Origin of the sequence: Sphingomonas yantingensis (assembly GCF_014199325.1) — a bacterium.
Lineage (GTDB): Bacteria > Pseudomonadota > Alphaproteobacteria > Sphingomonadales > Sphingomonadaceae > Sphingomonas > Sphingomonas yantingensis.
Genome location: NZ_JACIJJ010000005.1, coordinates 1 through 20,558 on the forward strand (window position 1 = coordinate 1; position 20,558 = coordinate 20,558).

The window sequence follows — 20,558 nt, forward strand, 5'->3', positions numbered from 1 at the left end:
AGCATCACCGGCTTCTCGCACTCGGCCACAACCTCGCGCAGGATGTGGATGCTCTCGGCTTCGAGCCGCTGAAGGTGGTTGAGGTCGGTCATCGGGCGCTCCCTAGTAATGCGACGTACCTCACCCGATGGCCTTGCGTGCGCACCTCCCATATGGGAAGTTTGGCTGCGATGGTTTTATCTCGCATCGACCAAGACGAATTGCTGGGCGCGCTGTATGCGCTCGACGATATCCAGCCGTTCGCTGCCTTTCTCGAGCGGCTCCGTCGCCGCACGCACGCCAGGGAAGCGGTCCTGCTCACACGCAGCGTCACTTCCGGGTGGAAATCGCATGTGTCCCGCATATCGAACGCGACCGCGCTTCCCCCTGTGCCGCGCGGGTTGCTCCAGACGTTGCGATCCGGGCGCCTTTATGATTTCGAGGAACTCGGCGAAGGAGGATCCGGTCGGATCATTCGCGCATCGAACCATCGGAACGATGTCTGGATCGGGATCCGGGGCGGGGCGTCAGACTGTTTCGGGGCCCCCGACGGGGCGTTGCTGTCGGCGTTGTCGTCCCACGCGGCAATTGCCGTCTCCAACATGGCGCGGCTGCGCGACAGCCAGATCGAACTTGCCGCAGCAAATGCTGCGTTAGACAGGGCCGGCGTGGGGTGGGCGGTGCTGGACGAATATGGAGAAGCCGTCACCGGCCAAAACCACGACGTGTCGTCACGGCAGCGAGCCGCGCTGGTCAACGGTGTGAACGATGGAGCACGCGTTGCCGTCGCGGGGCAGGCGATAGCGATCCCGTTTGCGGCCGGTGGTCGCGGTGCGGCGCTCGCTCTGTTCCGCGAACCCGTGCAGTCGATCGACCGGGCCGCTGCCTTCGCCGCTGCATACGGGCTGACGGGCGCGGAGTCGCGGATGGCGATCGCGCTGGCAGAAGGCGCGTCGATCGTCGAAGCGGCCGCAAGGCTCAATCTCACCGAGCAGACCGCCCGCCACTATTCGAAGCGATTATATGCGGCGACCGGGGCGCGTGGTCAGGCCGAACTGGTGCGCCTCGTCTGGACCAGCGTGGCGGCGCTGGCCTGACGACATTCCGACCGGGACCGGCTGACGAGCGCCGCCTAACCCTTCACGGCGGATGGAAATCCCGGGAATCCGGGCACGCCGGCGAACATCGCCTGGCCGTGCGCGCCAAGCCGGACATATTCGAGGTAGTGACCGAGTTCCGCGACGGTGTCGGCGTAGAGATAGGCGGCGAAATCCGGCACCTCTCCTTCCATGACGATCGCGCTGCCGTTCTCGACCACTCTCTGCCGCATCGCATCCCAGTCCGCGGCTTCGTCGATCAGCAGACCGACGTGATGGAAACGGCATACGAACGACGTCGCATCGGCGATCCAGTCCGCATACAGCGCGCGTCCGTTCTCACCGGGCTGGATCAGCTCGATGTTGGTCTTTCCGGCATAGCCGAGCGCGACATGGATCTTGCCATCGGCATCGGGCGTGTCGCGCATGATGTGGAATCCGCCGACGCCGTAACGCGACGTGAACATCTCCACCGCGCGATCGATTTCGTTGGTGACGTAGGCAAGCTGAAAGGCGTTCTGGAAAAGCGGGTAAGACATCTGGCGTCCTTTCCTGAGCTGGTTGGCGCCGACAGGTCGTTAGCCGCCGCCGCCCGATTTCGATTTCGTTGCGCCGGGCGCGGCCTACCAGCGGCGGCGTTGCTGGGCGCCGCGACTGCGATTGCGGATCGCGTCCGCCCGCGCCCCGGGCGAGACGCTGGGCGTGTCGGGCGGTAGGTGATCGCGGACTTCGGACAGCTTGACGCGCCGCAGGACGGGGGTCGGTGCATCACTGGACCGATACCATCGGCCCACCAGCGTACCGGTCGGATGGCCGAGCGTATCCAGCCAGTTCGGCACCCCCGGATCCTGCGAGGCGACGACGGCGCGGAACATCCCGTCAGCGTTCAGATGCGCCTGATGCCCGTTCAGGCTGGACTGCGCGTTCACATATTCGATCGTGTTCCAGATTTCGTCGTTCAGCTGCACGTTCCAGTAGCGTACCTGGCGCGGGACTTCCGTTTCGACGATCAGCGCCTCGTCCGGCCCGATCTCGAAGATCGCCTCCCAGTAAACCTGCGCCTTCACGCCGCCCATTTCCTGAAACGGCGCGACATGGACGGTATTGGGCGCATGTCGCTCCTTGATGCCGTTGACGAAGTTCAGCCAGAATCGGCTGAGCCGCTCGGCGAACGCCATCATCCCGTCGAGACGCTGTTCGATTTCTTCCGTCGGCATCCGCCTCTTGATCGGGTCGTTATCGAGCCGCTCGATCGACAGGCGGGCATCGGCTTCGTTCCCCCAGTCGTAGCTCCGCTGGCGAATGAGCACATATTCCGAATCGGGTCGGATCTGGAGCCATGCGCCTGAATGGCCTTCGGGTTTCTCCACCGAGAGGACGATGTCGACCTTGCCGTCGGGCCCGGGCGCCAGATCGTCGACATCCACCTCGAGATGCTGCTGGCCCAGTTCCTCGACCATGCCCATCATATTCTTGCCGATCGTGATGGTCAGCAGATGGACCGAGCCCCGATCACCCGAGATGCGATAGACTCCGTCGCCGCTGATATGCGCAACGACATAGGCGTCGTCGGGGTTCGGCTGAAGGAGGTAGACCGAGTTCAGGAACGGTGCGAAGTCGGGATGTTCGGGGCTGGACTGGAAATACAGGAAATAGCCCAGCGACAGGTTCATCATGATCTGCCGGTGCAGTTCTGCCCGCACCTGTTCGTCGTCGGGGGCCCATGTGCGCGCCCAGAGTTCGCCGGCATGTTCGATCTGCTTGAGCCGATCAGGCCATGGAAGAACCGTCATCGTCCGCCTCCTTACGCAAAGCCGTAGCGTTCGCGATACGCCGCATAGCGCTCCACCAGGCTGCCCGTGCTCCCGCCCCAGTCCTCGGGCGTGAAGCGCTGCATCGTCGTCGACCTGCGCGGATTGGCGGCGAGCCAGTCGCGCATCGCGGTTTCGGCCGCGCTACTGAGCGTCAGGTCGAAATGATCGTAGATCTTGTGGACGACGCTCATCTGGTCGCGCACGAACTGCCCGAAATCGATATCGATGGCGCGGCCCGGGATCGTCGCCTTGACGGCATCGGCCCGTTCGACCGCCAACGCCCACATTTCCTGCTCGCGCGCGAAGACCTTGGCCATGTCGGCGTGCTCTCCGACATAGAAGCGATGCGCGCCCGCGAGCAGGTTCACGATCGACGGTACCGCCTGAAGCGGATCGCGATGGGTCTGCACGATCATCGCGTCCGGGAAGACGTTGAGCACCTGCTGGAGGGAGAAGGTGTCCGTCGGGTTCTTCAGCAGCCAGGTGCGATCCGGATCGTTCGCGCCGATCAGGCGGAGGTTGTCAGCGAAATGGCGATAGCTGAACGTGTCGTCCGTCGCCTTGTACCAGGCGTCATATGCCGGAATGCTCGTCTGCGACGGAAACATGTTCGAGCAGAAGCTCTGCGGCAACAGGTGGAGCGATTCCTCGACCGTATCGACGGCCATGCCGTGATCCTCGATCACTTCCGGCGCGACGGCGGCCATCGCTGCCAGCTTTGCACTGGCGCGCTCGAAATCGGGGTTGCCGGGCCAATCCCGACGCGCGGGGCGCGGCTGGGGCGCGAAGGTGATCCAGTGTTCGATTCCCTGGAATTGCGGATCCATCGACAGCAGCTTGTGCAGTGCGGTCGTGCCCGATCGAACGATCCCGGTAATGATGAGCGGGCGAGCGATCGGCCGCGCCATCGCGTCGCGCTGCTGCTTGAACCCCGCGACCGAGCGTAGGCGGCCGGTCAAATAGTCGACGATCTGCTCGCGCATCGCCGAGGCGCCCGCGTCCGACAGGCCGATCCCGTCCAGTTCCCCGAGCAGGCGGTCATATCCTTCACGATAATCATCCGCCCCGAAGTCGTCGTGGCCGGCTCGACGAATTGCCTCCTCTCGCAACCTGTCATGTGCGGTAGCGAAAGCGTGGTCGGTCATCGAAGCTCTCCATCCGGGCGGCGTGCGAGCGCCAGGCCGCACGTTGATGTTCTTTTTTGCGTGGACGACCCGACCGCAAAGTCCGGCCGATTACAACGGCGGAGATCGGTTGATCGTTCTGACGATATGTCTGTCGGCCGATACGCACAGCCGTCTTCGCGCCTGCGCCCCATGCATCACGGTTGCGATAGACAATTCGTCGGCATGATCGTCGCGAAGAAACGCGCTTTAAACTCGATCCAAGAACAATCGGGAGAAACCGCGCATGCTTCTATCCGATGCAATGGCCCCGATTGCGGCGTTTCGGAGCCGGCGATCCCACGATTGCCTGTTTGCCGAGCGCGGGGGCGGGGCGAGTTGCCCCGCCCGCCCGAAGCGGATGAAGGCGCGGTCGTTTTGAACGAGCCTCGGTCGCAGCGCGCGATCATCGCATCCGAATGGCGCGAGGGGTGGAGCACCGGCGTCGCGACGATGCTCGGCATGGGATTGGGCGCGGCGATCATGCCCACGGTGTTCAGCCTATTCGTCCGGCCGCTCGGCGAGGCTTTTGGCTGGACGCCGGGACAGATCGGCCTGGCGCAGAACGCAGCGCTGCTGTCCGCCATCGCATCGCCCTTCGCCGGCCGGCTGATCGATCGCATGGGCGCGCGGCCCTTCATTCTTTGCGGCCTGGCGGGGATGGCGGCGGCCTATCTGGCGCTGGCGGCGATGCCGGGGCGGCTCGCGCTTTTTTACATGCTCTGGGCCACGGCAACGGTTGTCGGCGTTGCGACGTCGGGGCTCGGCTTCTCGCAAGTCATGGGCCTCGTCTTTCAAAAATCGCTCGGCTTCTCGTTGGCGGCCGGTCGAACGGGTCAGGCGCTGGCGGGCATCGCCCTGCCGCCCGCCCTTTACGCCGCCATTGACGCATATGGGTGGCGCGCGGGTTACGCGCTGATGGCGGCGTTGATCCTCCTGGTCGCGTTGCCGGCGGTTTGGCGGTGGCTCGGGCGTACAGCACCGGCACCTCAGGCGCCTCGCGAAAGCCACCGGCGCCGTTGGACACGCCTGTTTTCCGACCGACGCATCATCATCGTCGCGCTGGCGGCCGCCCTCGCTTACGCCGCTTTGATCGCGATCGTCTCGCAGCTTCAGCCGCTACTTGTCTCGAAGGGCATCGCGCCGGCGTCGGCGGCAGCGATGATGGGGTTGATCGGAGCGTCCAGCTTCGCCGGAGCGTTCGTGACAGGACTGCTCCTCGACCGGTTCTGGGCGCCGGCGGTCGCGCTGGCGATGATGCTGGCCGCGGCATCGGGCGCGGCGCTGCTGCTATGGCGCGGCGGCGACCCGCGCTACGCGGCGGCGGGGCTGCTCCTGCTGGGGCTGGGGCAAGGGGCGGAATTCGACATCGTCGGCTTCGTCGTCGCGCGCTACTTCGGCATGCGCGATTTCGGTGGCCTGTTCGGTATCGTCGTCTTCTCGATCGCGGTGGGGGTGGCGGTCGGTTCCTCGCTGATCGGATTGTCGTTCGACGCATTTCACAGCTACGATCCGGCGCTCGGCGTTGCGGCGGGCGCTCTCGTGCTGTCGGGCTCGGCCTACCTCCTGCTCGGGCGTTATCCCGACCGTCCCGACGGCTGAGGTGCGGACCGGGCCATCGACACAGTCATCGCAGGCGCGATGCACGGTTCGTCACAAGCGGTGCTATGCAGGCGGCGGAGAGGATTGGTCGACAGCCGCGGCGTAGCCGGTTGCGACAGGTTCAGCGGGGTAGTGACCATTCCGTTTCGTGCGCTTTCAACGAGGAACAACAGCATGCGCGCTGCCGTATTCAAAGGTGCCGACCGTCCCTGGGCCATCGAAACCCTGCCCGATCCCGAACCCGGCGTGGGCGAGGCCGTCATCAAGGTCGGTCGGTGCGGCATCTGCGGCACCGATCTGAACATGACGTCCGGCAACGGATACGACTTTCCCTGCGGTTCGGTGCTGGGGCACGAATTCTGCGGCGAGGTCGTGGCACTCGGCCAGGACACCCATTCGTTGAAGGTGGGAGACATCGTGACGGCGATGCCTGCCGCGGGTTGCGGGCATTGCGACATGTGCCGGATCGGGATGCAGGTCATGTGCGCGACGCCGACCCACTATATGGGCGGGTTCGGCGAATATATGCGCATTGCGGAGCGCGCGTCCGTCAAGTTGCCGTCCGCGCTGTCGCTTCTGGACGGTGCGTTGGTCGAGCCGCTGGCGGTCGGCTTGCACGGCGTTTCGCTGGCACGGCTGAAGCCGAACGCACGGGTGCTGGTGCTTGGCGGCGGTACGGTCGGTTTGACGGCCACCTTCTGGGCGCGGCGGCTGGGTGCCGGACGGCTGGTCACGGCATCTCGCTCGAAGCGACGTGAATCGCTTGTGCTCGCGATGGGGGCCGATGCTTTCGTCACTCTGGGCGAGGGAGAGGGCGAACGCATTGCCGAGGCGCTTGGCGGTCCGCCGGACTATGTCTTTGAGGCGATCGGTGTTGTCGGCGCGCTCCAGCAAGCGGTGAACCTGGTGAAACCGAATGGCGAGGTCATCTCTCTGGGCTTCTGCATGGCGCCCGATCCCGTCATTCCCGGCATCGCGACGTTCAAGCAGGTGAAGCTGACATTCTCGATGGCGTGGACGCTGGAGGAGTTCCAGACCGCCGTCGATCTGCTCGATCGGGGCGATGTCGAGGCGCGGGCCATGGTGTCGAACACCATTCCGCTTGAGGCTTTGCCGGGCATGATCGAGACGCTGCGGGGGCCGCACAACGAAACCAAGGTACAAGTCGACCCATGGAGCTAGGCGGCAGGCGTTCTTCCTAAAGACGATGAACCGCAATTACTGATTTGCTGCGCCGGCGAGCCACAAACTGACTCGATAAAACTCCGAACAGCAAAGGCAAATGACAGATGTGCAGATCGCGGCATCGGAGAGGAGCAAGCGGGAACGGTGCGTCGTGCGACTGCAAGTCGCTTCATGCGTTTCACTCGCCGAAGCATGAGCTAGTCCAGGAGACGCAATCGCTCCGGCGGCGCTAATGGCGAAGGTAAGTGGAAAGCGGAATGGCCGCTTTCCTGTGATCGAGCGCGGTAAGTTGCTGCTCGTTCAGTTGAGCCGGCGTAGGGACGTCTAGCCGTCGCGAAGGGTGGTAAGCGGGACGGCCCTTTTCGATTGCACACAGGCGAATAGCAGAGGGCCGTTCACGAAAGATGTGGGGCGGGTCGGCTTCCATTCCGGTCGCAAGCTGCCATTCACCTCAACGTTGGTTAGCAAGAACAGCGGCTCCGCCTTCGAAAGGAGTTGCCGTTTGCTGCAACGGATACCTGCGCCGTGATCGAACACCATTCGGCGGTAGCCCTAAACGCCGTTGCGGCTTTGCGGCCATGCCGGAAGAGCCGCCAACTGGTCGACGCTGTTATTTACGGCATGGGCAAAGAAGCCCAGTCCGCCACTGCACGGGTCGCGATTTGAAAAATAGGCGCAGCCTTACGGCCCAAGGACACATGGCTGGCGACCCCGGCAGGGTTCGAACCTGCGACCTAGTGCTTAGAAGGCACTTGCTCTATCCGACTGAGCTACGGGGCCGGCGCGCATCGGGCTAATCGGCCGGGCGCAGCGCCGCAATCCCCTTATTCGGCAGGCGCCATTTCGGGCGTGCGGGCCGGGCGCCACTGGCGCAGCGCCGGCCACAGGAACCACGCACCGCCGCCGAGAAGCGACAGGTCGAGCAGGTAGAGCGGCACGATCGCGCTTTCCATCATCGCCAGATGGATCGCCCCCGCCGCGACCGTCGACAGGCCGAGCGCGAGGCGCAGCGATCGCGCCCATGCCTCGGCGCGGGGGACGAGGATGCTCGCGGCGATCAGGAGGGCAAGGCCGATCCAGAACAGCGCCACCATCGGCGCCTGCGGCCCGGCCGCCGCGCGCGCGGCCAGCGCCACCATCAGGAGCAGCGGTGCGCCCCACAAAGTCGCCGCCCACATCGCCTCCAGCCGGGGGCTGGCGCGCCCGCGCTGGCGGCGCTTGACCAGCCAGATCGACATGCCGGTGCCGCAGATCACCGTCACGGCGGCGCCGAGCAGTACATAGACGAGGCGCACCGGCCACCCGCCGAACGACCCGAAATGCAGGTCGTAGGTGGAGGCGGCGAACTGCTGCCCGATCGGCCCGTCGCTCAGCCCCACCTTGTGCGTGGGCTGGCCGTTCGCGTCGAAGGCATAGGTTTCGCCATAGATCAGCCGGCGCGGATGCTTGGCGAGGATCGTCAGATATTGCCCGCGGGTGCCGGGTTCGTGAAGGATGACGTAGCTCGGCTCGACGCCCGGATGCGCGGCGGTCAGGTTCGCCATCGCGCGGTCGATGCGGGCGAGCGGCGCCTTGCCCTCGGCATGGGCAGGCTCGCCGCCGAAGATCGGGGCGTAGGCCTTTTCCACATCGCCGCCATACCACTGGTTCGCGACCGCCCAGAAGCCCACGCCCGCCAGCCCGATCATCGCGCCGGTGAGCGCCAGCGCCAGACCGAAGGGCAGCGTCCAGACGCCCAGCCGATTGTGCCAGTCGGCAAGCGCTAATTGCGTCTGCCCGCGTGCGCGCAGCCGGAACGCGTCGCGAAAGATGCGCGGATGCGCGAGCACGCCGCCCAGCGTCAGCGCGGTCATCATCACGCCGAGCGCGCCGACGATCGTCAGGCCGAGCGTGCCGGGAACGTGGAGGTAAACGTGGAGGTTGATGAGGAACTCGGTCCAGCCATGCGCCTCCTTGTCGGCGATGGCGCCGGTCCCGTCGACATAGACCGCCTGGTTGTCGGTGGTGACGACCGCGCGGGGGAGGGCGCCGTTGGGCAGGCGGATATAGAAATGCTCGGTCGGCTTCCTGCCCGCCTCGCTCGCCAGCACGTTGCGGGCGGCGGTCTGGAGCGCGGCCGGCGTCATCATGCTCGCTTCGGCGACGTTGGGCTGTTCCCAGCGCTGGATCTCCTCGCGCAGCACGACGATCGTGCCCGACAGGCAGATCAGATAGAGCAGCCCGCCCGCAAGCAGCCCGATCGCGGCATGGCCCGACAGCGCGCGGCGGACGAGATCGGCGGAGGGAAAGCGCATCTGTTGATCCTCAGCCGAGCAGCCAGAAGGTCGCGCCGGAAACCGCGCCGATCGCAGCTAGCGGGCGCAGCATCGCCGCAGCGCGCGGCTGGAGCAGCAGGACGACCCCGAAAACGCTCCAGATCAGCGGGGTGACGAACAGCGCGGTCGTGATGGTGTCCGCCTCCACCGCCCCGGATGCACGCGCCCCTGCGGCAAGGGCGAGGCCGACGAGCAGCGATACCGCGCCGGCGAGCGGGACGGCGATCAGGAAGATCGCGATACGCCGACCCACGTCGCGCCAGTCGGCGGCGTGGAGGCGGACGCTCGGCTCGGTCTCGGCAATGCGGGCAGCGCGGGTCGGGGCGGTGGAGGCAATCGCCTCACGCAGCAGAAAGCCGAAGGCGACGAGCGTGACGGGGAGGGTGCCCATCGCCAGCCCCCACGCGCCGTCGCGCACGACAAGAACTGCCAGCGCCGCCCCGATCGCCGCCCACCCGGCCAGCGTGAGCCGGAGCTGCGCCGGCTCCCGCGCATCCCAGGCGAAACGAAGCGCGACCGTGCCCGCTGCGGCAAGGAGGAGCAGGGCAGTCATCAGCATGAGGAACGGCGGCGGCTTGGCATGCCGTCTTATGACGCGCGACTCTTTTGAGAGCAAGTCGCAATAGCAGGATTTTGGGACGGGAGCCTATTCCGCCGCCACCGCCTCGCCCCCCCCGCGCGCCAGCAGCGGCGCGAGGTACCGCCCCGTATAGCTGCGCGGCTCCTTCGCCACCTCTTCGGGCGTGCCGACCGCGACGATCTCGCCGCCCTTGACGCCGCCTTCGGGGCCCAGGTCGATCAGCCAGTCGGCGGTCTTGATCACGTCGAGATTGTGCTCGATCACCACCACGGTGTTGCCCTGGTCGACCAGCGCGTGGAGCACTTCAAGGAGCTTGCGCACGTCCTCGAAATGGAGGCCCGTGGTCGGCTCGTCGAGGATGTAGAGCGTCTGGCCGGTGGAGCGGCGCGCCAGTTCCTTGGCCAGTTTCACGCGCTGCGCCTCGCCGCCCGACAGCGTGGTCGCCTGCTGACCGACCTTTACGTAGCCGAGGCCCACTTCGGCGAGCATCGCCATCTTCTCGCGGATCGGGGGGACGGCCTTGAAGAACTCGACTGCGTCCTCGACGGTCATGTCGAGTACGTCGGCGATCGACTTGCCCTTGAACTTCACCTCCAGCGTCTCGCGGTTGTAGCGCGCGCCGTGACACACGTCGCAGGTGACGTAGACGTCGGGGAGGAAGTGCATCTCGATCTTGAGCACGCCGTCGCCCTGGCACGCCTCGCACCGCCCGCCCTTCACGTTGAAGCTGAAGCGGCCGGGCTTGTAGCCGCGCGCCTGCGCCTCGGGCAGGCCGGCGAACCAGTCGCGGATCTGGGTAAAGGCGCCGGTATAGGTCGCCGGGTTCGACCGCGGTGTGCGGCCGATCGGCGACTGGTCGATGTCGATCACCTTGTCGCAATGCTCAAGGCCGGTGATCTTGTCGTGCTTGCCCATCAACACGCGCGCGCCGTTCAGCGCGCGCGCGGCGGCGGCATAGAGCGTGTCGATCGTGAAGCTCGACTTGCCCGACCCCGACACGCCGGTGACGCAGGTGAAGGTGCCGAGCGGGATCGAGGCGGTGACGCCGGTCAGGTTGTTGGCGGTCGCGTTGTGGACGGTCAGCTTCTTCTTGTTGCCCTTGCGCCGCTTGGCCGGCACCGTGACTTCTCGCGTACCGTTGAGGTAATCGGCGGTGACGCTGCCCTTGGCCTTCAGAATCTGCTTTAGCGTCCCCTTGGCGACGATCTCGCCGCCATGCACGCCCGCGCCGGGCCCCATGTCGATGACGTAATCGGCAGTGCGGATCGCATCCTCGTCATGCTCGACGACGAGCACGGTGTTGCCGAGGTCGCGCAGCCGCCGGAGAGTCGCGAGCAGCATGTCGTTGTCGCGCTGATGCAGGCCGATCGACGGTTCGTCGAGGACGTAGAGCACGCCCGACAATCCGCTGCCGATCTGCGACGCCAGCCGAATGCGCTGGCTCTCGCCGCCCGACAGCGTGCCCGACGTGCGGTTGAGGTTGAGGTAATCGAGGCCGACATTGTTGAGGAAGCCCAGCCGCTCGTCGATCTCCTTCAGGATCGCGCGGGCGATCTCGCGTTGCTGGTCGGTCAGCTTTTCGGGCAGCGCCTTGTACCATTCGAGCGCGTCGAGCACCGATAGCCGCGTGATCGCGCTGATGTCGGTGCCGGCGATCTTGACCGCCAGCGCCTCGGGCTTCAGCCGCGCGCCGCCGCAGGTCTCGCACGAATGCGCGGCCTGATACTTCGACAGTTCCTCGCGCGTCCACGCACTCTCGGTCTGGAGCATCCGGCGGTTGAGGTTGCCGATGACGCCCTCGAACGGCTTCTTCACGTCATAGGATTTGCGCCCGTCGATGAAGGTCAGCGTCACCGCCTTGCCCTTCGTCCCCGTCAGGATCACCGCCTGATGCTCGGGCGACAGATCCTTCCACGGCGTATCGAGGCTGAACCCGAACTCGCGTGCGAGGCTGCCGAGGACCTGCATGTAATAGGGGCTGGGCGGATTCGACTTGGCCCAGGGCACGACCGCGCCCTTCTTGATCGACAGGTCGTGGTTGGGGACGACGAGGTCGCGGTCGAACTCCAGCCGCTCGCCAAGCCCGTCGCACGCCGGACAGGCGCCTTGGGGGGCGTTAAACGAGAACAGGCGCGGCTCGATCTCGGGGATGGTGAAGCCCGAAACGGGACAGGCGAACTTCTCGCTGAACACGATCCGGTTGGGCGGGATGCCCGCGCCCTTCATCGCGCCGGCATCTGTCGCCTCGTTCTCACGCCCCGGCACGACGCCGTCGGTCAGGTCGACATAGGCAAGGCCCTCGGCAAGCTTGAGCGCGGTCTCGAAACTCTCGGCAAGCCGCGTGGCGATGTCCTCGCGCACGACCAGCCGGTCGACCACCACCTCGATGTCGTGCTTGTACTTCTTGTCGAGGGTCGGCGCTTCCTCGATCAGATAGGTTTCGCCGTCGATGCGGACGCGCTGGAAGCCCGCCTTCTGCCACTCGGCCAGTTCCTTGCGATACTCGCCCTTGCGCCCGCGAACGACGGGGGCAAGCAACAGAAGCCGCGTCCCCTCCGGCAGCGCCAGCACGCGGTCGACCATCTGGCTGACCGTCTGCGCCGCGATGGGCAGGCCGGTGGCGGGCGAATAGGGGATGCCGACCCGCGCCCAGAGCAGACGCATGTAATCGTAGATTTCGGTGACGGTCGCGACGGTCGAGCGCGGATTGCGGCTGGTCGTCTTCTGCTCGATGCTGATCGCCGGCGAGAGGCCCTCGATATGGTCTACATCGGGCTTCTGCATCATCTCGAGGAACTGGCGCGCATAGGCGCTCAGCGACTCGACGTATCGCCGCTGCCCCTCGGCATAGATGGTGTCGAAGGCGAGGGACGACTTGCCGCTGCCCGACAGGCCGGTGATGACCGTCAGCGTGTCGCGCGGGATGTCGATATCGACGCCCTTGAGATTGTGCTCGCGCGCGCCGCGCACGGAAATGTGGGTCAGGGTCATGCGATCCGTTCTAGCTTCGTTCCGGGGCGAGGGCCAGTGCGAGAGATAGGGGTGGACGGCCCCGGTTACGAGGGGTGCACGCCCCGCCAGACGAGCGACCGGCGGTTGAGGTCGGCTAGGTCAATGGTCCCGGCGACGGCCCCTTCGCCGAGCGCGACGGCGCGGGCGAGGGCGGCGGCATCGGCATGGGCATAGGCGGGGCGGCGGGAAACGAAGTCGTACCACACGCCGCCGAACGCATTGTCGAGCAGGATGCGCTGGAAACAGTGATCGGCGCGCACCGGCCAGCCTCGTTCGGCGGCGAGGGCGGGCAGGACGCGGCGCGTGAGGTCGAGCCAGCGCGCTTCGAGGGGAGTGCGGTCATCCACCTTGCCACGAAAGTGCTCCGTTTCGGACATTGCTAGGTTCCTCGGAAACCTTGGCATTCTGTCGTGAGACGGCAGATCCAACCGATCAGGTGGAAGTTGAGGTCGTGCGGCTTTGGCGAACGTCCGAGGATGACCACACGTTCAACAGTAAGAGCCGAATCGGATGAAGTTCGATATATGTTCTCATTTTGAAGATGTAAAGTTCCGGCCTCTCTATCAAAAGCGGGGTAGGTCGATGGTGTCGCTCAACCAGCTATTTTATGGCGACAATCTATCGATCTTGCGGGACTATGTCGCTGACGAGTCTGTCGATCTGGTTTATCTCGATCCCCCGTTCAATTCGAACGCTAACTACAACATCTTATTCAGGTCGCCGACTGGAGCCGCCGCCGACGGCCAGATCGAGGCGTTCGAGGATACTTGGCGTTATGGGACGGAAGCGGCCAACGCCTATCATGAGGTGATCCAAAGCGGTCGGTCGGATATCGCCGAACTGCTGCGATCGATACAGGGCTTCCTCGGCCAGAACGACATGATGGCCTATCTGGCGATGATGGCGGTCCGCCTGATCGAGCTTCACCGCGTCCTCAAGCCGACGGGCAGCCTGTATCTCCACTGCGATCCCACGGCGAGCCACTATCTGAACCTCTTGCTGGACGGCCTGTTTGGCCCCCGAACTTTCGCTCGGAAATCAGTTGGCGGCGATCGTTCGCGCACAACGACGCGCGCCAAGGCCGCGCTCAGTACGGCAATATCCGCGACACCATTCTGTTCCACACCAAGGGTAACGAATGGACGTGGAACTGGCAGTATACGGCCTACGATGACAGTTATGCCGACAGCGCCTACCGCCACATCGATCCCGAAGGTCGCCGCTATCGCCGGGGCGACCTGACCGCCGCCAAGCCGGGCGGCGATGTATCCTATGGATGGCCAGTCAAACGTCTGGTGGGCGGCGGGTGGGAAGCCGACATCGACGCAGAGTTCGAGACGCCGAAAGACGGCTGGGAGTATCGACAGGTACCACCCTACAAAGGACGCTTCTGGGCGTTTTCCCGCGCCAACATGACCCGCTTCGCCCGGGAAGGCCGGCTCGTCTACGCATCGTCAGGAATGCCCGAATACAAGCGCTACCTCGACGAACAGCTTGGCGTGCCGCTCCAGAACGATTGGGACGACCTGCCGCCAGTCTCCGGCCGGGAGCGACTTGGCTATCCGACGCAAAAGCCGATCGCCCTCCTCGAACGCATCGTCGCGGCCTCATCCAATCCAGGCGATGTCGTGCTCGACCCGTTCTGCGGATGCGGCACAGCGGTCCATGCCGCACAAAAGCTGGGGCGGCACTGGGTTGGGATCGACATAACCTATCTGTCGATCGGCCTGATCCAGCGTCGGTTGATGAATGCGTTCCCGGACATCAACTTCAATATCATCGGCGAACCAAGCGGCCTCGACGACGCTCGCCATCTTGCCGCCGTCGAGCCTCATCAATTCCAATACTGGATCACGCAGAAAATCGGGGGTCAGCCTTATCGCGGGGGGCGGAAGGGGGCCGATCGCGGAATCGACGGCTATATCTACTACACGTGGAATGCGGTTGGCGCCGGGAGAGCCGGCACCGCGGCGGCGATCATCTCCGTCAAGACCGGGCGGAATGTCGGGGTCGCCATGGTGCGCGATCTGTGCGGCGTCCTGGAACGCGAGAAAGCCGACATCGGCATTTTCGTCTCCGTCGCGGCGCCCTCGCGCGACATGGCGCGCGAGGCGGCCGCGGCGGGCATCTGGACCGATCCGATCACGAACGAAAGCTATCCGCGCATCCAAATCCTCACGCTCGATGATGTATTCGCCGGTCGGATCCCGAAACTGCCGCTGCTCGACCGTCAGGCGGGCTATCGCCGCGCCCCGCGCGAGGCGGTTTCGCGGCAACAACCAAGCCTGTTCTAGGCGCTCAGATCAGCTCCACCGCCATCGCCGTCGCCTCGCCCCCGCCGATGCAGAGCGAGGCGAGGCCGCGCTTCTGGCCGTGGGTCTGGAGCGCCGAGAGAAGGGTCGCGAGGACCCGCGCGCCCGATGCGCCGATCGGATGGCCGAGCGCACAGGCGCCGCCATGGACATTGAGCACGTCGTGGCCGATCGACAGGTCGCGCATCGCGATCATCGCGACGACGGCGAACGCCTCGTTCACCTCGAACAGGTCGACGTCGCCGGTCTGCCAGCCGGCCTTTTCCAGCGCCTTCTGCATCGCGAAGACGGGCGCCGTCGTGAAGAGCGCCGGCGCGTGCGCATGCGCGGCGGTCGAGACGACGCGCGCGACGGGGGTCAGCCCGAACTTCTCCGCGAGCGACGCGCGCGTCATCACCAGCGCCGCGGCCCCGTCGCTGATCGACGAGGCGTTGGCGGCGGTGATCGTCCCGTCCTTGGAAAAGGCGGGCTTGAGGGTCGGAATCTTGGCGACGTCGCCGCGCGCGGGCTGCTCGTCGAGGCGGACGGTATCCACGCCCTTGCGGGTCTTGATCTCCACCGGCACGATCTCGCGATCGAACGCGCCCGATTGCTGCGCCTTCTGCGCGCGCTCGAGGCTCTGGATCGCGAAAGCGTCCTGCGCGGCGCGGGTGAACTGGTACTCGGCGGCGGTCTCCTCGGCGAAGCTGCCCATCAGGCGGCCGGGCTCGTACGCGTCCTCCAGCCCGTCGAGATACATGTGGTCCTTGAGCACGTCGTGGCCGATCCGCGCGCCGCTACGATGGCGCAGCGACAGATAGGGGGCGTTGGTCATGCTCTCCATCCCGCCCGCGACGATCCAGTCGGCGCTGCCCGCCGCCAATGCCTCGGCCGCCATGATCGCAGCCTGCATCCCCGATCCGCACATCTTGTTGACCGTCGTTGCCTCGACATGTTGCGGCAGGCCGGCATCCAGCGCCGCCTGACGCGCGGGCGCCTGCCCGAGCCCGGCGGGCAGGACGCAGCCCATGTAGATGCGCTCGATTGCCTCGCCCTTCAGCCCCGCACGCTCGACAGCCGCGCCGACCGCCGCGGCGCCGAGCTGCGTTGCGGTTGCGCCGGTCAGGCAGCCCTGGAAGCTGCCCATCGGCGTGCGGGCATAGCTGGCGATGACGACGGGATCAGCGGACATAGGGGCTCTCCGGGATTTGCTTTGCCCGCGATCTAGGGCCGAATGATCGCGATTGAAACCTTGGCGAGCGCGGGGCGGAACGGGTAGGGGCGGGAGATGGTTCCGCCGCTCCTCTGGCCCGTGCTGCTCGGTGTATTGGGTGCGGTGTTCGGCAGCTTCATCGCGGTGATCGCGATCCGCTGGCCGGCGGGGGGGCGCGCGAACGGGCGGTCGCGCTGCGACGCGTGCGGGGTCGAATTGCGAGCGCGGGAACTGGTGCCGCTGCTCAGCTTCCTGATCCAGCGCGGGCGTTGCCGGCATTGCGGGGCGCGGATCGGGCGCTCGCATGTCGTCATCGAGGCGCTCGGCCTCGCAATCGGGATCGTCGCCGGGGCGGTCGCGCCGGGGATCGAGGGTGTGGCGGGGGCGGTCCTCGGCTGGCTGCTGCTCGCGCTCGGCGCGATCGACTTTGCCGCCCTCTGGCTGCCGAACCGGATGGTCGCGGCGCTCGCACTGGCGGGTCTGGCGAGCGGCGCGATCGGCCTGCCGCCGTCATGGACCGAGCGGCTGATCGGCGGGGCCGCGGGGTTCGGCGTGCTGTGGCTGGTCGCCGCGCTCTATCGCCGGGTGCGCGGGCGGATGGGGCTGGGCGGGGGCGACCCCAAGCTCTTTGGCGCGATCGGCCTGTGGCTCGGCTGGCGAGCGCTGCCCGGCGTGCTGCTGGCGGCGTGCGTCATCGGGCTCGCCTGGGCGGTCGCGACGCGGATGCGCGGCGATTCGCGATTGCCGCTCGGCACGCTGCTGGCGGCGGCGGCTTGGCTGTTCTGGGTGGGGGCGGCGCTGGCCTAGCGCGCAAAAAAGCGGGCGCGATCCGGGTTTGCTGTCCGTTGGATCGCGCCCGCCACTTGGCCGCTATATCGCGAAAATCCGAACGGATCATTAACCGATACGCGGCTTTGCGCCCAACCGAGCGGATGAAAGGGAGCTAAACCCGCTTGCTGGACGAACGGCAGTCTTCGCCGATTTTGTGCGACCCGCCATCCCCTTAATTGAGCAAGCCCGTCGAAAGATGGGACGCTTGCGGCGAGCCATTTGCGCGGGCGGCCGGCGCGGCTATGCCCCTCGCATGCGCTCGCTCCTGACCCTCGCCGCCCTGATTGCCATCCCCGCCGCCGCACAGGACATGGCGCCGCTCCCGCCCGAGATGCCGTGGCGGGGGGCGAGCGAGGCGCTGGTCGCCCGGCCCGGCAGCCGCTGGATCACGCCGGCGGAGGCAGCAAACTTCGACCGCACGCCCGATTACGCTGCGACGCGCGCATTTGCCGAGAAGCTGGTTGCCGCCTCGCCGCTCCTGAAGCTCGAGGTGTTCGGGCGCAGTCCGGAGGGGCGCGACCTGTTCTTCATCCGCGCGAGCAAGGGGCCGGGCAAGCCCGTCGTGCTGGCACAGGCGGGCATCCATGCCGGCGAGATCGACGGCAAGGACGCCGGCCTGATGCTGCTCCGCGACATCGCGTTCGGCGGCAAGGCGGCGCTGCTCGACAAGGCCGATCTCGTGCTCGTCCCGATCTTCAACGTCGACGGGCATGAGCGCGCCTCGCGCTACAGTCGCCCGAACCAGCGGGGGCCGATGGTGCAGGGGTGGCGCACGACCGCGCAGAACCTCAATCTCAACCGCGATTACCTGAAGGCCGACGCGCCCGAGATGCAGGCGATGCTCGGGCTGATCCGCCGGCTCGACCCGGTGCTGTACCTCGACCTACATGTCACCGACGGCGTCGATTACCAGTATGACATTACCTACGATTTCAACGGGCTTTACGGACGATATGCCGCGAGCCCGGCGATCGGGCGCTGGCTTGACACGCGGCTGCGCCCGGCGTTCGACCGCGAGCTGACTGCGGCGGGGCATCTGCCGTCACTCTATATCGATGCGCTCGACAACCGCGCGCTGGGCAAGGGCATCGCGCACAATGCCGATGCCCCGCGCTTCTCGACCGGCTGGGGCGACGTGGCGCGCGTGCCGACGGTGCTGCTCGAAACGCACAGCCTGAAGAACTACCGCCGCCGCGTGCTCGGCACCTATGTCTTCATCGAGACGGCGCTCAGGACCGCGGGCGACGAGGCGGCGGCGCTTCGAAAGGCGATCGCCGCCGATCGCGCCGCGCGGCCGACGACGATGGTCACCGAGTGGAAGGACGATCCAAAGCCCCTGTTCACGATGGCGTTCAAGGGCATCGCGCAGGAGACGTACCGCTCCCCCGCCTCGGGCCGAGACGAGGTGCGCTGGACCGGGCGGCCGGTGACGATGCAGGTGCCGGTGATGGGCCAGTCGCCCGCCGCGAAGGTCACACTGCCCCGCGCGTGGTGGATTCCGGCAAGCGCGACCGCGATCCAGAAGGTCGCCGGGCTTCAGGGCCTGAAAATGGAGATGATCGACAAGCCGCGCGAGATCGACCTCGACATGGCACGCGTGCTCGACCCGAAGCTGGCGGCGGCGAACGAGGGGCGGGTGCCGTTGTCGGGCCGGATCGTGCACGAGCGCCGCCGCGTGACGATGCCGGCGGGCTCGGTGCGCGTGACCGCCGACCAGCCGCTCGCCCTCGTCGCCGCAGCGCTGCTGGAGCCCGAGAGTGCGGACGGGGCGGTGGCCTGGAACCTGACGCCCGCGATGCTCATGCGGACCGAATATATCGAGGGGTACGCCATCGCTCCGCTCGCCGACGCGATGCTGGCGAAGGATCCGAAGCTCAAGGCCGCGTTCGAGGCGAAGCTGGCCGCCGATCCGAAGTTCGCGGCCGACGGACAGGCGCGGCTGGCCTGGTTCTACGAGCGGACGCCTTATTATGACGACCGCTACCTTTTGTATCCGGTCGGCCGCGAGGTTCGCTAGAAGATCACCTCCGTCACCCCGGACTTGTTCCGGGGTCCACGTCTCGGCTTGAGCTACCGCTGCCGGGCATGTGGCAACGTGGACCCCGGAACAAGTCCGGGGTGACGTATCGGTTTGGGTTGACTCTCGATCACGATCCGCTAATGGCCCGCGCTTCGCCGGGTGCCCAATTTGGGGACACGGCGTCCGTCCGAGACAGCAGGGGATGGGGTTCGCCCGTCTTAATATCCTGCCGAGACGGGGAATGTGTTTCTGCCGCTCCGTTCGCGGATCGGGTCAGCCGCCGGGCAGTGTCCGGCCATGACGACCATGCCCCCTTGGACGAGGGGACCGGGCAGCCGCCCGATCCTCGACGTAACCGGACCCCGATGGGGTCCATTGTGAGGAGACCGGCATGGATCGTTCGCAAAAGACCGAAGCCGTTGCCGAGCTGAACCGCACCTTCAACGAGGTTGCCGTGGTGGTCGTCACCCGCAACCTGGGGCTTACCGTCGCCCAGTCGACGCAGCTCCGGAACAAGATGCGCGAAGCCGGTGCGAGCTACAAGGTCAGCAAGAACCGCCTTGCCAAGATCGCGCTCGAGGGCACCGAGTACGCAGGGATTTCCGACCTGCTGACCGGTCCCGTCGCACTCGCCACCTCGACCGATCCGGTCGCGGCCGCCAAGGTCGCGTCGGATTTCGCCAAGACGAACGACAAGCTCGAGATCGTCGGCGGCGCGATGGGCAAGCAGGTGCTCGACGCGGAAGGCATCAAGGCGCTGGCGTCGCTGCCGTCGCTGGACGAACTGCGCGCCAAGCTCATTGGCCTGGTGCAGGCGCCCGCGACCAAGCTCGCCACCATTACGCAGGCACCGGCGGCGCAGATCGCCCGCGTGCTCAGCGCCTATGCGGAAAAGGACGCCGCCTGAATTTCGGGCGGTTCGGACACTGACCACATTCAACCCATTCAAAATTGGAGTTTACCATGGCTGACCTGAACGCGCTCGTTGAGTCGCTGAGCGAACTGACCGTCCTCGAGGCCGCCGAGCTCTCGAAGATGCTCGAAGAGAAGTGGGGCGTTTCGGCCGCTGCGGCCGTTGCCGCTGCGCCCGCCGGTGGCGGCGCCGCCGCTGCCCCGGTCGAAGAGAAGACCGAGTTCGACGTGATCCTCACCGGCGACGGTGGCAAGAAGATCAACGTCATCAAGGAAGTCCGCGCGATCACCTCGCTCGGCCTGACCGAAGCCAAGGCCCTGGTCGAGGGCGCGCCGAAGGCCGTCAAGGAAGGCGTGTCGAAGGACGAGGCCGAGAAGATCAAGAAGCAGCTCGAGGAAGCCGGCGCGACCGTCGAGGTCAAGTAATCTCGAACGGCTCGCCCGCATCCACGGATGCGTCGAGACAGGGAAGGGGCGGTCCGGCAACGGGCCGCCCTTTTTCGTTTCGCGGACGGAGGGAAGAAGGAAGAAGCGGGACCCCGGG

General features: G+C 66.3%; 16 protein-coding genes, 1 tRNA gene and 1 pseudogene. 9 read left to right on the top strand and 9 right to left on the bottom strand.

What is annotated here, in order from left to right; translation table 11 throughout:
- The first annotated feature begins 170 nt into the window (after positions 1 to 170).
- Positions 171 to 1,076, top strand: a complete 906-nt coding sequence (locus FHR19_RS15250; RefSeq protein WP_246359578.1) for a helix-turn-helix transcriptional regulator — start codon at positions 171 to 173, stop codon at positions 1,074 to 1,076.
- A 35-nt stretch (positions 1,077 to 1,111) separates the two neighbouring features.
- Here the strand turns inward: FHR19_RS15250 and FHR19_RS15255 are convergent, their stop codons facing one another.
- The 3 genes from FHR19_RS15255 to FHR19_RS15265 form a co-directional block, all read right to left on the bottom strand.
- On the bottom strand, positions 1,112 to 1,615 hold the full coding sequence (locus FHR19_RS15255) for a VOC family protein (protein WP_221228580.1): 504 nt from the start codon (positions 1,613 to 1,615) through the stop codon (positions 1,112 to 1,114).
- Positions 1,616 to 1,699: 84 nt separating this feature from the next.
- Complete coding sequence (locus tag FHR19_RS15260) at positions 1,700 to 2,869, bottom strand: DUF1214 domain-containing protein (RefSeq protein ID WP_184030239.1); 1,170 nt, start codon at positions 2,867 to 2,869, stop codon at positions 1,700 to 1,702.
- A gap of 11 nt (positions 2,870 to 2,880) precedes the next feature.
- The gene (locus tag FHR19_RS15265) at positions 2,881 to 4,035 is read right to left on the bottom strand and encodes a sulfotransferase family protein (RefSeq protein ID WP_184030241.1); all 1,155 of its coding nucleotides are present in this window, start codon (positions 4,033 to 4,035) and stop codon (positions 2,881 to 2,883) included.
- On the opposite strand from FHR19_RS15265, the gene FHR19_RS15270 reads away from it, so the two are divergent.
- Both FHR19_RS15270 and FHR19_RS15275 read left to right on the top strand, forming a co-directional pair.
- Positions 4,006 to 5,655: an MFS transporter gene (locus tag FHR19_RS15270; protein WP_184030243.1), complete on the top strand. Its 1,650-nt coding sequence runs from the start codon at positions 4,006 to 4,008 to the stop codon at positions 5,653 to 5,655. The two genes, FHR19_RS15265 and FHR19_RS15270, sit on opposite strands and share 30 nt — an antisense overlap.
- 174 nt (positions 5,656 to 5,829) lie before the next feature.
- Complete coding sequence (locus FHR19_RS15275) at positions 5,830 to 6,837, top strand: alcohol dehydrogenase catalytic domain-containing protein (RefSeq protein WP_184030245.1); 1,008 nt, start codon at positions 5,830 to 5,832, stop codon at positions 6,835 to 6,837.
- A 706-nt stretch (positions 6,838 to 7,543) separates the two neighbouring features.
- Here the strand turns inward: FHR19_RS15275 and FHR19_RS15280 are convergent.
- From FHR19_RS15280 to FHR19_RS15300, 5 genes are all read right to left on the bottom strand, one after another.
- Positions 7,544 to 7,620 (bottom strand) — tRNA-Arg (locus FHR19_RS15280).
- 44 nt (positions 7,621 to 7,664) lie between these two features.
- Positions 7,665 to 9,134 (bottom strand): PepSY-associated TM helix domain-containing protein, encoded by a 1,470-nt coding sequence (locus FHR19_RS15285; RefSeq protein ID WP_184030247.1) that lies wholly within the window; start codon positions 9,132 to 9,134, stop codon positions 7,665 to 7,667.
- A 10-nt stretch (positions 9,135 to 9,144) separates the two neighbouring features.
- A complete protein-coding gene (locus FHR19_RS15290; protein ID WP_184030250.1) occupies positions 9,145 to 9,708 on the bottom strand; it encodes a hypothetical protein in 564 nt (187 codons plus the stop codon).
- A 93-nt stretch (positions 9,709 to 9,801) separates the two neighbouring features.
- Positions 9,802 to 12,726, bottom strand: coding sequence for an excinuclease ABC subunit UvrA (gene uvrA, locus FHR19_RS15295; RefSeq protein WP_184030253.1), 2,925 nt, complete (start codon positions 12,724 to 12,726; stop codon positions 9,802 to 9,804).
- A 65-nt stretch (positions 12,727 to 12,791) separates the two neighbouring features.
- Entirely contained in the window at positions 12,792 to 13,124 is a 333-nt protein-coding gene (locus tag FHR19_RS15300; protein ID WP_184030256.1) for a GCN5-related N-acetyltransferase, read from the bottom strand.
- Between the two features lie 205 nt (positions 13,125 to 13,329).
- Here FHR19_RS15300 and FHR19_RS18010 point away from each other — a divergent pair.
- Positions 13,330 to 14,396 (top strand): annotated as a pseudogene (locus tag FHR19_RS18010) (DNA methyltransferase); the annotation flags it as partial.
- A 96-nt stretch (positions 14,397 to 14,492) separates the two neighbouring features.
- A complete protein-coding gene (locus tag FHR19_RS17765) occupies positions 14,493 to 15,041 on the top strand; it encodes a restriction endonuclease (RefSeq protein ID WP_246359579.1) in 549 nt (182 codons plus the stop codon).
- 4 nt (positions 15,042 to 15,045) lie between these two features.
- Here FHR19_RS17765 and FHR19_RS15310 read toward each other — a convergent pair whose 3' ends face one another.
- Positions 15,046 to 16,230: an acetyl-CoA C-acyltransferase gene (locus FHR19_RS15310; protein ID WP_184030259.1), complete on the bottom strand. Its 1,185-nt coding sequence runs from the start codon at positions 16,228 to 16,230 to the stop codon at positions 15,046 to 15,048.
- Between the two features lie 96 nt (positions 16,231 to 16,326).
- Between FHR19_RS15310 and FHR19_RS15315 the strand changes: the two genes are divergently transcribed.
- The 4 genes from FHR19_RS15315 to rplL all read left to right on the top strand — a co-directional run bounded on the left by FHR19_RS15315 (position 16,327) and on the right by rplL (position 20,440).
- A complete protein-coding gene (locus FHR19_RS15315) occupies positions 16,327 to 17,058 on the top strand; it encodes a prepilin peptidase (RefSeq protein WP_184030263.1) in 732 nt (243 codons plus the stop codon).
- A gap of 277 nt (positions 17,059 to 17,335) precedes the next feature.
- On the top strand, positions 17,336 to 19,099 hold the full coding sequence (locus tag FHR19_RS15320; RefSeq protein ID WP_184030266.1) for a M14 family metallopeptidase: 1,764 nt from the start codon (positions 17,336 to 17,338) through the stop codon (positions 19,097 to 19,099).
- 394 nt (positions 19,100 to 19,493) lie between these two features.
- Positions 19,494 to 20,009 (top strand): 50S ribosomal protein L10, encoded by a 516-nt coding sequence (rplJ, locus tag FHR19_RS15325; RefSeq protein ID WP_184030269.1) that lies wholly within the window; start codon positions 19,494 to 19,496, stop codon positions 20,007 to 20,009.
- Between the two features lie 56 nt (positions 20,010 to 20,065).
- Entirely contained in the window at positions 20,066 to 20,440 is a 375-nt protein-coding gene (rplL, locus tag FHR19_RS15330) for a 50S ribosomal protein L7/L12 (protein ID WP_184030271.1), read from the top strand.
- Positions 20,441 to 20,558: the final 118 nt, after the last annotated feature.